This window comes from Herpetosiphon gulosus, assembly GCF_039545135.1.
GTDB lineage: Bacteria > Chloroflexota > Chloroflexia > Chloroflexales > Herpetosiphonaceae > Herpetosiphon > Herpetosiphon gulosus.
In genome coordinates, this window is record NZ_BAABRU010000015.1 from 58,468 (window position 1) to 72,903 (window position 14,436).

Consider the following 14,436-nt stretch of genomic DNA (forward strand, 5'->3'; position numbering starts at 1 on the left):
GTCATATTGTGTCAACCCCCAATCGACTAGGCTTACCACTATACAAGTTGACAGCGGTTACGGAGGAACATCATGCGTTTGAAGAAATGGTCGTTGATTGCAATCGTGCTGGTTGGTTTATTGCTTGTTCAGCCTATTACCCCAAGCAGAGCCAGCCCGCAAGCTTTGGATATTGCTACCAGAGGATCGATTAGTTGTGCCACGCCTACGACTGATCGAATCGATTGCTTTGTGGTTGGCGATGATAAACAAGTTTGGCAACATTCATGGCAAAGTAGCCTTGGTTGGGGCAATTGGGTTGGTTTAGGCTTTCCCGATTTCACAATCGATACAGGTGGTGGGGTTTCGGCGGTTGCCCGTGATAACACAACGATTGATATTTTTGTGAGTGGCAAGGATGGTAATTTTTTCAATCTGTACCAACGCACCTGGAATGGCACAACTTGGAGTGATTGGATCAGCTTAGGCGGGCCAAGTTCGTGGGATATTTACGAATTGAGCTGTACCTCGGCCTCGGCCAACAACATTAGCTGTTTTGTTCGCGCTAGCGATAACCACCTTTGGCAAAAAACTTGGAGTGGCAGTGGTTGGTCAACGTGGAGCGATCTTGGAGCCTTCACCAATGGGCATCCATTTAAAGGCCTAGCTTCAAGTAATTACAACGCTGATAGTATTCTGCTGTTTGCTATCGGCAACGATGGTCATGCCTATCGTCGCTATTACGAAAGTGGTGTTTGGAGTGCATGGGTCGATGATGGCGTGCCAAGTGGCAGCCCATTCGAACAAGTGAATTGTCATGACCAAGCTGGCAGCAAAATAACCTGTGCGTTTACCGATACCATGGGGGACGTTTGGTATCGAACCTGGGAATCAGGCTGGAGCACATTTATGCCGCTAGCAACCCCACCCTCAAGTGGTAAGGGGGTTGCAGTAGCCCATTATTCAAGCTTGGGAACGGTAATCATCACGAATGCGCTCGATGGTAGGCTTTATCGAACATTCCTGACCGACTCAACGAGCGTTTGGTCAAGTTGGATCGACAATGGTCGCCCACAAGACATCCAAATCTTCCTGCCAATGGCAATAAAACCCAACTAGGCTTTGAGTAAGGCAAAATGGCGCATATCAGCAACCTGTTGCTTGTTGCGTTTGAATAATTCTTGATTGTAGCCGACAATCAAGGCCAGAGCGCTAGCTTCATATTCGCTGTAGTCTGCATCAAAATACATTGCAGCCGCCAGCATGAGGCTAGCGCGATCGGTATATTGATGGCCGATCAATTGGCGTTTCGCCGTAGCCAACGAAATTTCCGTAACTGGTAGGCCCGTCCCATAAATCAAGCCAATCAAGGCTCCCACAATCCGTTGACAGGCAATCAGATCAGCGGGCTGGGTTTTAGGCAATGGCGCATTAATCACACATTCAACCAATTTTGGATAATCGCGCAACCATTGTTGGCATGATTGGGCTGCGAGGATAATGCGTTGCTTGGGGGTACAACGGCGGGCATCAAGGTCAAGGTGGGCATGTTCAATAACTCGGGCGGTAGCGCGTTCGAAAACAACCATACCCAAATTTGCGGCTGAAATATCAAGTGCAAGAATCATCGTTCTACTCCCTTATGTTGTGTCATGGTTGAGGAGGTCGCGTGAATAGCCATGAACATGCGGCAATGGACATGGCTCTAGCCTCAGAATCTCAGTACCACCTATTCGCTAAACGGTTAATCCTTGGATGCTAACCCATAGGGGTGATATTTGATCCAGAATTGCCCCAAGTACTAGACCTATTTAGGTTACTGATACGACCTATTGTCTTAGGTCAGCCTTACCAAAAGGATTACTACCAAACCGCTGATTAAAGATTCAAGCCCTCAACCTTGGGGGTAGGACAATTGAGGAAGCAATAATGCCAAAAACGACTAAAACCACAAACGGCTCGCAAAATGGAGCCGCTTGTGGGAGAGAAGAGAGAGGAGAAGGTTTGACATGAATATAGCAAAACTAGTTTAATTTGTCAAGTAGCAATTAAATATTGCTTAGCGCCGCTGCAATAGATGTTTACAAAAAAAAGCTTAGCAAACTACTAACTCGTAGTACACTATTTAGGTGCTTGTTTATCGGCACACCACGATCTGCAATCAATCACCGAGAGGAATATCTATGGCTGCATCCGAGGCAGATAGCTTGCCGAAAGCTCGCCCATCACAACGGCTCAATCGACGCAAAATTGCCAGCATCATTATGGCTTGGATGGCACTGTGCTGGCTAATTATTGGCAGTGTGTTTTACAGTGTCGTACCTGGTGGCTGGCTGAGCATCCTTGGCTTGACGCTCTTGAGTTACATTCCCTTGCTCTTTGTGGCACGTTCGTTTGGCGGGCCAGTTGCGCCATCGGCGCATCTACGCTTATGGGGCTTTCGACCATTTTGGTATAGCCAATTGCTATTGCCATTGATGGCAATCGGTGGCTTGGTTGGTTTGATTATCGGCTTGCCCTTCCATAGCAGTGGCTTGCTGGGGCGTGGCTTGGCTGGTGGCATTGGTTTGCTCTATTTAACAGGCATTGGTTTGGCCTATTTTGGCTCACGCCGCCTAGCCGTGCGCGAATTGACCGCCAATTTGCCCCAATTGCCCAACGAATTAGCTGGCTTGAAAATTGTGCAAATCTCAGATACTCACGTCGGACCACATACTTCACGCCGCCACTTGCGTAACGTGGTCGCCGCAATCGAAGCCGCCAAGCCTGACCTGATTGTAATGACTGGCGATCAAGTTGATGATTATGTTGATGACGTTGAACCATTTGCCGCAGCCTTTGGCCAACTCTCCGCCCCTCTAGGCGTTGTCGCCATCGCTGGCAATCACGATGTCTATGCTGGTTGGGATGGAGTGCGATCTGGCTTAGAAGCTATGGGCATCAAAGTTTTGGTCAATCAAGCGACAGCTTTTAACTATCGTGGCGTGCGTTGGTGGCTAGCAGGCACTGGCGATCCCGCTGGAACCTATGTGGCCCAAGGTCGCGAAGTCGTGGCCCCCGATATCCCGAAAACCTTAGCTGATGTTCCAGCCAACGAGTTTCATGTGGTTTTAGCTCATAACCCAGCGCTCTGGCCAGCCTTGGCCCAACGTAATGTGCCACTGACCCTGAGCGGCCATACCCACTACGGCCAATTTGCCATCCCCAAACTTGGCTGGAGCATGGCCTCGGCCTTTTTGGAGCATGCCATGGGTCACTATCAGCTTGAGCAATCGCTACTCTACATCAATCCAGGTACAAATTACTGGGGCATTCCCTTCCGGCTTGGCACGAAGCCCGAAGTCACCGTGATTACTTTGCAACCCAGCCAAACTGCCTCAATCGTTGGGTAAACTTAAACGAGCTTAAACAAAAAGACACTCGGCAAAACCGAGTGTCTTGGTGACGCATACGGGATTCGAACCCGTGATCTTCACCTTGAAAGGGTGACGTCCTAGGCCGCTAGACGAATGCGCCGTGCAACGTTGTGTATTATATCCAGCAGCCAGTTTTTGTCAAATCGTTAGCTTGCGGCAATTTCCAGCGTTTCGGCGCTGGCTTGATTTTGGTTGCCACCGACCGCTGCGCTTGGGCTAATTTGCCAGTGATAATCAGCATCCAGCACGGCGGTAATGGTATCGTAGCCTGATGGAAAAACCAGCTGTTGAGGCTTGGTCGTTGTGTTGATAATGATGTCGTTCTCAACCACTGTATAGCCAAACACGATCCAATAATCAATCTTTGGGGTAAACGTTGCGGTCACGTTTGGTTCGGAAGCAACTACAAAAACTGGGCTACCAGCAAAACTCACGCCTATTTGCACCGCATTTGATCCGACCGTGCTATCTTGCACAATCACCAACGAGCCTGCTATCTCAGCTTTAGTTTGGTCTTTGAAGGTATAGGCATCGTCGATTTGGGTCAGGGTCACTTGGTTGTTTTGGCTCTCATCGGCAGGCCACAGCTGAATCAAGTTAGTCGTGATGCCAATGTTATCAACTGGAGCCACATTTTGGACCCAAGTAAATCCATAGGCCTGATCGTTCCAACTAAAGCTTGCTTGGGTTGTAGGATGAACTGGCTGGTTGATAAAGCGATAGGCCGCCAAATCACCAAGATCAGGACTTTGGGTATAGACCATCATCGAGCCAAAAGTCGGCGATTCGTTGACCATCACTAACGTCAATTGCTTGCTGCTCATTGTTCCTCCTAATTGCAAACTGTCAACACCCTAGCAATAAAGGTCAAGCCAAGCTAGTTTGTTGACAGTCGGGCAACCAAGAACAACTTGTTACAATTCGACAATCGATAGTCGGTCGAGCGCAAACATGCGTTGAGCATTGCGCAAGTAGCAGTAGGCATGCAAAATGTGGCGTTTACCCTCGACTGTCAAGCCCATCGGCAGCACACGTCGCTCAACCGGATCGCCGCCAGCAGTGCGATAGGAGATCATCAACGCTTGGCGGCTGGTCATTGCCGTCGAAATTTCTTGAATCAAGGGGCTTTCTTCGTCGCCAGGCAACAAGCCGCGCTGCGCTCGCAGCAAATCGGCCAAGGTATGCACACCTTTGCGATACAAAATATCCAGCAAATGCTCAAAAACTGGTCGCAAAGCCACAACATCGCTCATGGCACGATGCGAGGGCGCTTTTTCGCCTAAATTGGTTGCTAGCGAGGTCAAATTGTAGCGGCGGGCAGTGATGTAGCGCCGCGCCAACGCCAACGTATCAATAACTGGTGTTTCAAGTGGCGATACATTAATCCGACCTAATTCGCTGGTCAAAAACCCAATATCAAAATAGGCGTTATGAGCAACTAAAACCGCTTCGTGAAATAATTTATTGACTTTGGGCCAAACTTCGCCAAAAGATGGTGCATTGGCAACCATTTCGGCACTAATACCGTTTACCGCAAACGCAGCGGGATCAATTTCGCGTTGTGGATTTACCAAAAACTCACAGCGATCAATAATCTCGCGACCTTGAATGCGCATTGCCGCCATTTCACAAATGCGATGCCCAATTTGAACATCTAAGCCAGTGCTTTCCATATCGAACAACACAAACGGAATGGTGTGCAACGGACGATCAAGGAGAGTATACATGCGTGCTTCATTTCTAGTTCCCAGCGTGGGAAACATTTAACAACATCGCTCGACAATACCTGCAAAGAGTTTGCAAGGTTTATCGTTACTGATTGTCAGTCTAACACGCCTATGTGTCAATATTTGTCATTGTTAATAGCTGTTTTAGCTATCGTTGTCACTAATATCGGCAACGAGGGCTTTGGCCGCTTGTTGTAAATGGCTTGGGGCTACCAACATTTGTAAGCCACGTTGACCAGCACTCAAGCTAATGCGTGAATGCTGAAAGGCACTAAAATCGAGTACAACTGGCATTGCGCGGCGCGTACCTAAGGGCGAAACCCCACCTTTGAGATAGCCAGTCAAGCGGGTTAATTCCTCGATTGGAGCCATCTCAACCCGTTTATCGCCAAGTGCATCGGCCAATTTCTTGAGGCTTAGGCGATGATCACTTGGCACAACCGCCAAAACATAGCCTTTTTTCTCGCCTTTGGTCAATAACGTTTTAAACAACATATTGAGCGGTAGATTGAGCTTTTCGGCGGCTTCCTCGGCAGTAAATTCAGTTGCCTCAAAACTCAACAATTCAAAATCGCTAGTCACGCGACACATCACGTCAGTCGCTCGCGTTCGAGTTCCCATGATTGGCCTCCATTTGGGTTGATTTAGAGCATTATAGCGCTTGATTAGGTAGATTAAACCCGCCTAAAGATGCATGCCCTGCGGAAAATTAGCGTTATAATCAGCATTGAAATAGTAGCTCAATTGGAAGAGTGACGGACTTCTAATTCGAAGATGTGGGTTCGAGGCCCACCTATTTCAAACCAAACCATAAACCGTCGCTTAATGAAAAGCATTCCCATGCGACGGGAAAGATAGCGGTGCAAACCCGCCCGGTTTGTGGCTTTGGGATCATTGCAGAATGTGAAATAGTAGCTCAATTGGAAGAGTACTGACCTCCAACTTCGGGGATGTGGGTTCGAACCCCACCTATTTCACCCAAGCTAGCGCTGTCGCTTAATGAAAAGCATCACCCTGTCACGGTGGGGATGATAGTGCAAGCCTATCCAGTACCTAGCTTGGCTAAATGTTAGCTTGTTTACCCACGAAAGGAGTCCATGTATACAATTCTCAGCCGAACAGATCGAGCTTTGTCTGACGATTTTGCAACAGATTGCTGATGATCCTACCCAAATCGATCAGCATGATCGCTTTAAATCCTTAGTTGCCAAAATTTATAAACAAGGCCGCAAAGCCAAATCCGATCGCAAACGCCAACAAATCGTCGCCCACGATCAACAGTTGAGAGAACAAAGCCTTCTACTGCAACAGAAACGTGGCCAAAATTCGCCGCCGTTACTGCCAAGTACTCCAACCAGCGAACTGCAACAAGCCAATCATTGTTACATTTGCAAACAATCGTATACCAGCTTACACTTTTTTTACCATGCCTTGTGCCCTGCTTGTGCTGAGCTAAATTATCGTAAACGCCAGCAACGCGCCGAATTGAGTGGGCGAGTGGCGGTGGTGACTGGTGGCCGGATTAAAATTGGCTATCAATTGGTGTTACGTTTATTACGCGATCGAGCACGGGTGATTGTTACCACACGCTTTGCTCACGATTGTGCTAAACGCCTCAAAGCTGAGCTAGATAGCCACGAATGGCTTGATCGCGTGCAAATTTATGGCTTAGATTTGCGCATGCTGCCAGCAGTCGAGCAATTTATTGCCCATTTGCATGCCACTGAACCAAGCATCGACATCTTGATTAACAATGCTGCTCAAACAATTAAACGGCCTTACGAATTTTATCGGCCATTAGTTGAAGCCGAATATCAAGCCAGCAATGACGATCAAGCCTTGTTGGTACATGATCAACAACAACATTTGGATTGGCTCAAGCATGGATCAAATTACGCCTTGCTGGGCGCAGGCCAGCATGTGATCGACCATACTCACCATGATTATGATGGTTTGCCATTGGATTATCGCGAGCACAATAGTTGGTCGTTGCTGCTTGATCAAATTGATACCCGTGAGTTGCTTGAGGTTCAGTTAATCAATGCGGTTGCGCCATTTATGCTCAATAGCCAGCTAAAACCCTTGTTGCTACGTTCGTCATTCGCACGGCGCTTTATCATTAATGTTTCAGCAATGGAAGGCCAATTTCAGCGAGCGAGCAAAACTGCACGGCATCCGCATACCAACATGGCCAAAGCGGCGCTGAATATGCTGACCCGTACATCAGCCCAAGATTACGCTCAAACTGACATTTTTATGAATAGCGTTGATACGGGCTGGATTACCGATGAGAATCCTTATGCCAAGCAGCAGATGTTACAACAAACCCAAGGGTTTTATCCGCCACTCGATGCCATTGATGGTATGGCGCGGATCTATGATCCAATTGTCCAGGGGATTAACCACGCTGACGAGCCATTGTTTGGCCATTTTTTGAAAGATTACGCACCATATCCATGGTAAGGGAGAGCCACAATGAGCGAGCCAATGCTGTGCCCAATTCAACAGCCACTTCAGCGGCTTGATAGTCAGGCCGTTCTACAACCATTGCTTGACTATTTAAGCAACAATCAGCCAGTAACCAGCGCTACGACCTTTCCGCGTGGCACAGTGCTGCCCGATGGCCGCCTAGATTTATGTAAACAACAACTTGGGATTGAGGGCTGCCAACTGGTAGCCCAAGCCCTTGCTCAAAATACCACCATCAATAGCTTGTTACTGGGCACAAATGGCATCGGCAATGCTGGAGCCAAGGCCGTTGCTGAGTTGATTGAGCAAACCCCAGAACTGAAAATTGTCTATCTTGGCTGCAATGCAATTGAGGCCAGCGGCGTTGAAGCATTAAGCCAAAGCCTACGCAATAATCGCCATGTGCATGGTCTCTGGCTCAAGCGTAACCCGCTGGGCCTGGCAGGCGCACAAGCGATCGCCAACCTGCTTGAGCACAACCAGCATCTACGCACGCTCGATCTGGTCAATACCGATTTGGGCATGGATGGATTTGGATTGATTATGCAGGCCTTGATTCGCACCAACCGCAGCCTAGAACGAATTTATCTCAGCGGCAATCAACTTGAGCCAGAAGCCGCCGAACTGCTTGTCGAGTTGCTTCGGCATAATCCCAAGCTGAGCGAATTGTATTTGAGCGTCAATCAACTTGGTAATCGCGGGGCACAAACTTTGGCCGAAGGATTAGCCGCCAATCAAACTTTGCGCGTTTTGGAGCTTTCCAGCAACGGGATTGGCCTTGAAGGTGGCGCAACTTTACTTGAAGTGGCCTTTGCCCATCCACGGCTTGAGCAATTTAAGCTGGGCTATGCTCCTTCAACCAAGGTCTTGGGAGCGCAAGCCAACCAACTTGGTGATCGCGGCGCACAACTAATTAGCCAACTTTTACCTAGCAATACCAGCATGCGCCAACTTAATCTGACCCGCAATGGGATTAGCAAGGTTGGACAGACCAGCCTTGCCCAAGGCTTGGAGTATAATTATCGTTTAGTTGATTTGGCGATTAATCACTTGCAAGAACCGTTGATTTCACACTATTTAGAGCGCAACCGCCAGCAATCCGGCCAGTCAATTCAGCAGCACGCCGATATTGCGCGAATCAAAAGTGTGTATCGCACAACGATCAAATAATCGCGAATATATTCGATTGAGGAGAAACCATGTTCAGATCAAAATCACCACTCAAGCCATCCAAACAAGGCATCAATGCAATGTTACTGATAGGTGGGCTTGGCGCAAGTTTCCTCTTGATCACCACCTTAATTATTGCGCTTTCAACCAAAGAGCTTGATGCTTTTCTATTTTGGTTCAACCTAACAGGCTTTTTGCTGTTGGTAGGAGTAATTCGGATTGTCATGCGGCGACCTGGCATGTACGAATTGCCGCCACCACCAGACATGCCAGCCAATTTCGATCCTAGTCAAGGTTATTACGTTCCACCTGCTTATGTCAATCATTCGCCTGGGCCGTTTGTTTATGGCGCAGATGCAAAGCTAAAGCCTCGCTGGCGCGAGCCAAAGCCATAAAATGATCCACGAAGGAACGCGAAAGGAGTAAAGATGGAACATATAAGGCCTATATGTCAAAAACTGCTTACTAAATTTAGACACAATTTATATTCTAAAAATTATATGACAAGGAGGTCAACATATGTCAAATATTGATATTTATCTACAATATGGAATAAGTAGTGATATAGCCGAAGATTTACTTTCAAAAAAATTACGTATATCAACTATTAGAAAAACTAGTATTAAAAAATTAATCACTAATTTTAATATTAGCGAAAACATCGCTAGATTTATAAAAATTGCTGTAGTAAGAAAAAAGATAGATGAAAATACAATATATCAATTATTAAATAGAAACTCATATATATGTTGTTGCTGTCAAGGATATAAAAATAAAAACTATATTATACATCATATTATAGAGTATTCAAAATCTCAAGATAATACATATGATAATCTTGCAGTACTTTGTCCTTCATGTCATGATATCGCTCATTCAACCCATCAATATAGTCTAACTATGAAATTAACCTCAGATCAAATCAGAAAAAGTAAATATGAATGGGAATTAGCTGTTGAGAAAAACAAAGTTGATAAGTCCTCGATGAATCTCGATATTTATGACGCTGATTACATTAACATTAAAAGAATTGACGAATTAGCATATAAACTATTCAATCAAACAAATAATATTCAAATAAGTAAATATTTAATTGATGACAAAATTATTAATGAAAATGGAGAATATATATATAAAAATAGAGAAATAACAATTAATCATATAGAATCCGGGGATTTAATTAATCATTATTCAAATATATTTAAACATATTATATCTTATTTTTCGCCCAGTATCGTAAATCTTGACGATATAATAAACAAAGAAATATATAATAAAACTAACTATATGTGCTATTATGTCGGAGGTTTATATGGCAGATCATTAGAAGGTAATTGCACATTATTACATTTTTCTAGAAGAAAATATGTATTTAATTGGATATTAGATAATAACTATATAATTTCTAATACATCTGCTATGAGAATGAAACAAAGATCGATATATATCGTATATGGAATAATACGAAGTGTTGATTATGATGAAGAAAAAGAGCAACATATAGTAGATTTACGTCCTTATTTTATAGGGATGCCAACAGCAACTATCAATAGGACTCCAAAAATTCGCTATATACATAACTTTATAGAAAAGGATGATGATAGATGATAACGAAGATTTATAAATCCTCATTATCATCTATCATCATCCTTTTATTTATATCAATTAGGTGGGTCGCCGATTGGTGGCTGGGGCTGGCTCGGCGGGTCGCCAATTGGTGGCGGGTCATCGGTCGTTGGATCTGGCGGCGGATCGCCGATTGGCTTTGGTTCTGGCGCTGGTGGCTCTATTGGCGTTGGCTGCTCAGTCGGGTCGCTCATATTCACATCCTCAATAGCGCTAGGCTTTGCCTTTACGCAAGGTTTGAATAAATTGGATAATCGCAACTAGCGTACCAACAATACTCATCACTACCCCTAAAACCACGCCCAAGGCTGTGCCGCCGACGGCATAGCTGGCTTTTTGCTGCGCCGTAGCCAAGGCTGGCGGCAAGGCTGTGGTTGGTAAATCGGGCGGGGTTGGCAAGGCCACCGCAGGCGCTTGCTTAGCGCGTTTGGTGCTATTCCAATCGGTATAAACCCGACAAAACTCGGCTCCGAAAAAGATAATCTGGCTGGCATAATAGATCCAAGCCAAAAGCGCGATAAAGGCGGCCACGGTGGTTGAAGCGGTATATTTATTGCCGCCAAGGAACAGCGAAAGCACAATTTTGCCAATTTCCCACAGTGCAGCGGTCAGAATCGCCCCAGGCAAGACATCGCGCCAGCGCATTTTGGGCTTGGGCATGGCAAAAAATAATAAAAAGAACACCAATACATTAATTGCAAAGGCCGTGGCAAAGGTGAAAATTTGCCAGCCAACCCCAACTCCAGGCAAATCGAAGCTTTTAGAGAGATTTTCCAAGGCTTGCAAAACTGAGGAAAGAATCAACGAGCTAATCAGCAATAAGCCAATCACCAATACCAAAGCAAAAGCCTTGCCGCGCTCGATCAAGGTACTTTTGACGGTGTGCAAAAAATTGCCTTGTTGCGGTTGAATATCCCAAATCACATCAAAGGCTTTATCAATTTGCACGAAAATCCCGCTGGCGGCAAAAAAGGTGGTGGCCAAGGCAATCGGGGCATTGGTGCCAGCTTGTTGGCTGAGGCTTTTCAGAATTTCGGTGAGGGCTGTACGAATCGCTGAATCATCAACTCCAACTTGCGGGCTGGTTTGAAAGACTTGCATCAACGAGTTAACCAAGGTTTCTTCAGCATTGGTGTTGGTATCGCCTTGTAAACGCAGCCAAAAACCCAAAATCGAAAGCAACAGCAAAATCAACGGGAAGATTGAAAATACCGCATAATAGGCCAACGATGCGGCCATGCGCGAACAATCATCGACTGTCCAGGCTTTAAAGGTGCGTTGAGTCAACGGCCAAGCGGTTTTGGTTACCCATTCTTTCATGAATTGCGCCTCATCTTGCTCTAGGCGATTGCCCGAACGAACTACGATTACTCACGATTGAGCATCCCTGCACTGCCCAACGCGGCTTGGGTCTGATCCATTAGTGCCTCAATTTGGCGAATATACGATTGATGTTGGGCGGTCGCAGCGACTTCTGCGGTTACTTCATCACGCTCAATTGTGGCTAGCCGTTCGCGGAGGGCATGCAGCTGGTTGCGATAATTATCTGCCAATTGCTCCTCAGGTGATTTGCTAAACCACAGTTCGCGGCCCAAAATTTGAATGGTGGCTGCTAAGGGTGGGGCAATCAACATGCCCAAAATCCCAAAGGCTTGGGCCATCACCATTAATATGAGCACCACTAAAACTGGACTGACCCGATTAGCCCCATACAAGCGTGGCTCGACCCAAATTTGCAAAAAGGCAAATACGGCGATTGTGGATAACCCTGCTAATAGCGCCACAGGGATGTTGACCAACAAACCTACGGCTACCGCTGGAATCAAGGCCAACAATACCCCAACCCACGGCACAAGCCAAGCAATGGCAATCCATAAGGCCAAAAGCGTTGGGTAGGGCAAGCCAATCAATTCAAAAATAATCCCCAAACTTATGCCCGCCAACGAGCTTTGGGCCACTTCGCTGCGAATATAGGCCCCAACTTCTAGCTCAACCGCCCGCCAAATCGTGCGAGCGCGTTGGCGATGTTTGGCACTGATCAACGAAAGCCATAAACGCTCAAAGCGATTTTGATCAACCGCCCAATAGGTGCTCAGCGAGAGCAAAATCACTAACTGCGCTAGAAAATCGAATACGCCGCTGCTAAACCCCACAATGCTATCAACAACCGCTGTACCATCAGCGCCTGCAATATAATCGAGCAACGCTTGGCGTGAAGGCAATTCACCAGCAATCGTTTGTTGCCATTCTTGGCCTTGGGGCCATGTCAGGGTAACCCGAGTATAAAAATTCAATAATTGGTCGCCTGCTCGCTGTAATTCGCTCAGCAAGCCACGGCTGATCACTGCAAACAAGCCGCCAAAAAACACAAAGCTAGCAAAATAAACCAAGCCATAGGCCGCCCCACGACTCATTCCCCGATCGATCAAGCGTCGAGCAAAGGGCCGCACGGCTGAGGCAATCACCAGCGACACCAAAAACAGCAACACCGCAGCGCTGAACATCCACATTAATACCACAAGCGCAATCGTAAACAGGATGGTTGCGGTAACTCGGGCAAGCTGTTTCATGCCGCTACTTCCTCGCTGCTATTGATCGCTGCCAACATGCCATCCAAATCGACGACCACATGCTCAAGCTGATCGTCAAACACAATACTTGCTTCATCTTCGGTTTCATCGGCACGATTATGGCGTTGTAAGGCTTGGAGCAATTGCTGAGATTCATAATGCAGCACGCCAAAGCGATCGCGGCGGGTCACATTGGTGCTGGTTTCAGCTTGATTAAACACTAGGCGGCTGAAGATAATTTGCACAATTGCCGCCAATGGCACAGCCAAAATCCCCCCAGCTAAGCCCAAGGTCGCACTAAACGCCGCAAATGCCACCAGCGTGAGCACTGCATTCACCCCAACCGTCCGATCCATCACCTTGGGCACTAAGAATGTGCCTTCAATTTGTTGAATCACTATAGTTGCCACAATCACCCAAATAAAGGCCGTCGTATCACCTTGCGCCAGTGTAATCAGCAAGGGTGGCACGGCCCCAAGCACTGGCCCAAGAATCGGGATGGTTTCGAGCAGGCCAGCCAAAATGCCCAGTACAATCGCATAATCGATGCCAATCAGCAAGTAGGCGGCAGTTGAAAGTGCCCCAATCGAGAGATCAAGGATGATTTGGCCGCGAATAAATGCGCCCATTTTGGCCTGAATTTCAGCAATTAGCAAACGCCAATTCTCACGCTTTTCTGCTCCAACTAGTTGGAGCAAGGTTCTCAGCACTCGATCGCCATCAAGTGTCCAATAAAAACCGAGCAGCAAGGTGGCAATCAACACAAATAAACTGATACCAGCATTTTCTAAAACCGTGACGAGTTGGCTCACCGCCACATCGGTTTGTTGCTGATTGGTTTCATTGGGAGCAACGCCAGAGAGCGAAATCGGTGCATCGACTGGTAGTCGCGCCGCTAAATTGCGAATAAAACTACTGCGCGATGAGATCAAAAATTGGCGGGCATCGTGATAATACTCAGGAATTTTAGCGGTAATTGCCGTAATTTGCTCGGTAATCAGCGGAGCCATCAATACCACAATGCCCACCAGCAGCGCCAATAACAGTAGGTAGGCAATAATCACCCCCAATTGGGGCGAGATTTTGAGCCGTTGCAACAACTGCACCAATGGGCGAATTGCGGTGCTCAGCACAAACGCGATAAATGCTACAACAAACACACTATAAAAATTAACAATCACAAAAGCAAGGCCGATGATCGCGAGGACGACTAAAGTGGCGGTCATGACACGACGAGTTGTCCAACGAGCAAGAGTCAACGAAAGCTCGTCCATGGCGACTCCCATACACAAATATGCTTGGCGGGATTGATACAGGCGTGATTAAGCAACAACTATACCAAAAACATCGCCTGTAGCAAACTAAAAATTAAGCCAATCCTTAACCGATTCTTGCCAGATTTTCAGCAGAATGTGCTATGCTAGGGGGAATAATTCCGAATTTCACCACCATAGCGGTGTTGTTTATTATTCAAAGAAG

14 protein-coding genes and 3 tRNA genes are annotated in these 14,436 nt (G+C 46.7%); 8 read left to right on the forward strand and 9 right to left on the reverse strand.

Going from position 1 to position 14,436, the window contains the following annotated elements:
- Positions 1-72: 72 nt before the first annotated feature.
- Positions 73-1,098, forward strand: coding sequence for a DUF8189 domain-containing protein (locus tag ABEB26_RS19335; protein WP_345723690.1), 1,026 nt, complete (start codon positions 73-75; stop codon positions 1,096-1,098).
- On the opposite strand, the gene ABEB26_RS19340 is transcribed toward ABEB26_RS19335, so the two are convergent.
- Positions 1,095-1,607, reverse strand: coding sequence for a hypothetical protein (locus tag ABEB26_RS19340; protein WP_345723691.1), 513 nt, complete (start codon positions 1,605-1,607; stop codon positions 1,095-1,097). The genes ABEB26_RS19335 and ABEB26_RS19340 overlap by 4 nt on opposite strands.
- Before the next feature lie 555 nt (positions 1,608-2,162).
- On the opposite strand from ABEB26_RS19340, the gene ABEB26_RS19345 reads away from it, so the two are divergent.
- Positions 2,163-3,371: a metallophosphoesterase gene (locus ABEB26_RS19345; RefSeq protein WP_345723692.1), complete on the forward strand. Its 1,209-nt coding sequence runs from the start codon at positions 2,163-2,165 to the stop codon at positions 3,369-3,371.
- A 47-nt stretch (positions 3,372-3,418) separates the two neighbouring features.
- On the opposite strand, the gene ABEB26_RS19350 is transcribed toward ABEB26_RS19345, so the two are convergent.
- From ABEB26_RS19350 to ABEB26_RS19365, 4 genes are all read right to left on the reverse strand, one after another.
- Positions 3,419-3,495: transfer RNA gene (locus ABEB26_RS19350), tRNA-Glu, on the reverse strand.
- A 46-nt stretch (positions 3,496-3,541) separates the two neighbouring features.
- A complete protein-coding gene (locus tag ABEB26_RS19355; protein WP_345723693.1) occupies positions 3,542-4,219 on the reverse strand; it encodes a hypothetical protein in 678 nt (225 codons plus the stop codon).
- A gap of 90 nt (positions 4,220-4,309) precedes the next feature.
- Entirely contained in the window at positions 4,310-5,122 is an 813-nt protein-coding gene (locus tag ABEB26_RS19360; protein ID WP_345723694.1) for an exonuclease domain-containing protein, read from the reverse strand.
- A gap of 144 nt (positions 5,123-5,266) precedes the next feature.
- Positions 5,267-5,743, reverse strand: a complete 477-nt coding sequence (locus ABEB26_RS19365) for an aminoacyl-tRNA deacylase (RefSeq protein ID WP_345723696.1) — start codon at positions 5,741-5,743, stop codon at positions 5,267-5,269.
- Between the two features lie 108 nt (positions 5,744-5,851).
- Here ABEB26_RS19365 and ABEB26_RS19370 point away from each other — a divergent pair.
- From ABEB26_RS19370 to ABEB26_RS19395, 6 genes are all read left to right on the forward strand, one after another.
- Positions 5,852-5,923, forward strand: a tRNA-Arg gene (locus tag ABEB26_RS19370).
- Between the two features lie 104 nt (positions 5,924-6,027).
- Positions 6,028-6,099: transfer RNA gene (locus ABEB26_RS19375), tRNA-Trp, on the forward strand.
- Positions 6,100-6,265: 166 nt separating this feature from the next.
- Positions 6,266-7,585, forward strand: coding sequence for an SDR family NAD(P)-dependent oxidoreductase (locus tag ABEB26_RS19380; protein WP_345723697.1), 1,320 nt, complete (start codon positions 6,266-6,268; stop codon positions 7,583-7,585).
- A 12-nt stretch (positions 7,586-7,597) separates the two neighbouring features.
- Positions 7,598-8,761, forward strand: coding sequence for a leucine-rich repeat domain-containing protein (locus ABEB26_RS19385; RefSeq protein ID WP_345723698.1), 1,164 nt, complete (start codon positions 7,598-7,600; stop codon positions 8,759-8,761).
- Between the two features lie 29 nt (positions 8,762-8,790).
- Positions 8,791-9,156, forward strand: coding sequence for a hypothetical protein (locus tag ABEB26_RS19390; RefSeq protein WP_345723699.1), 366 nt, complete (start codon positions 8,791-8,793; stop codon positions 9,154-9,156).
- Between the two features lie 124 nt (positions 9,157-9,280).
- A complete protein-coding gene (locus ABEB26_RS19395; RefSeq protein ID WP_345723700.1) occupies positions 9,281-10,369 on the forward strand; it encodes an HNH endonuclease in 1,089 nt (362 codons plus the stop codon).
- 53 nt (positions 10,370-10,422) lie between these two features.
- On the opposite strand, the gene ABEB26_RS19400 is transcribed toward ABEB26_RS19395, so the two are convergent.
- From ABEB26_RS19400 to ABEB26_RS19415, 4 genes are read right to left on the reverse strand one after another with little or no spacing between them, the layout of a single operon-like run.
- Positions 10,423-10,581 carry a hypothetical protein gene (locus tag ABEB26_RS19400; protein WP_345723701.1) on the reverse strand — a complete coding sequence of 53 codons (159 nt, stop codon included), beginning with the start codon at positions 10,579-10,581 and terminating at the stop codon, positions 10,423-10,425.
- A 19-nt stretch (positions 10,582-10,600) separates the two neighbouring features.
- Positions 10,601-11,707, reverse strand: a complete 1,107-nt coding sequence (locus tag ABEB26_RS19405; protein WP_345723702.1) for a YihY/virulence factor BrkB family protein — start codon at positions 11,705-11,707, stop codon at positions 10,601-10,603.
- Between the two features lie 47 nt (positions 11,708-11,754).
- Entirely contained in the window at positions 11,755-12,957 is a 1,203-nt protein-coding gene (locus tag ABEB26_RS19410; protein WP_345723703.1) for an AI-2E family transporter, read from the reverse strand.
- Positions 12,954-14,231 carry an AI-2E family transporter gene (locus tag ABEB26_RS19415; protein ID WP_345723704.1) on the reverse strand — a complete coding sequence of 426 codons (1,278 nt, stop codon included), beginning with the start codon at positions 14,229-14,231 and terminating at the stop codon, positions 12,954-12,956. Before ABEB26_RS19415 ends, ABEB26_RS19410 begins: the two co-directional genes overlap by 4 nt.
- Positions 14,232-14,436 lie beyond the last annotated feature (205 nt).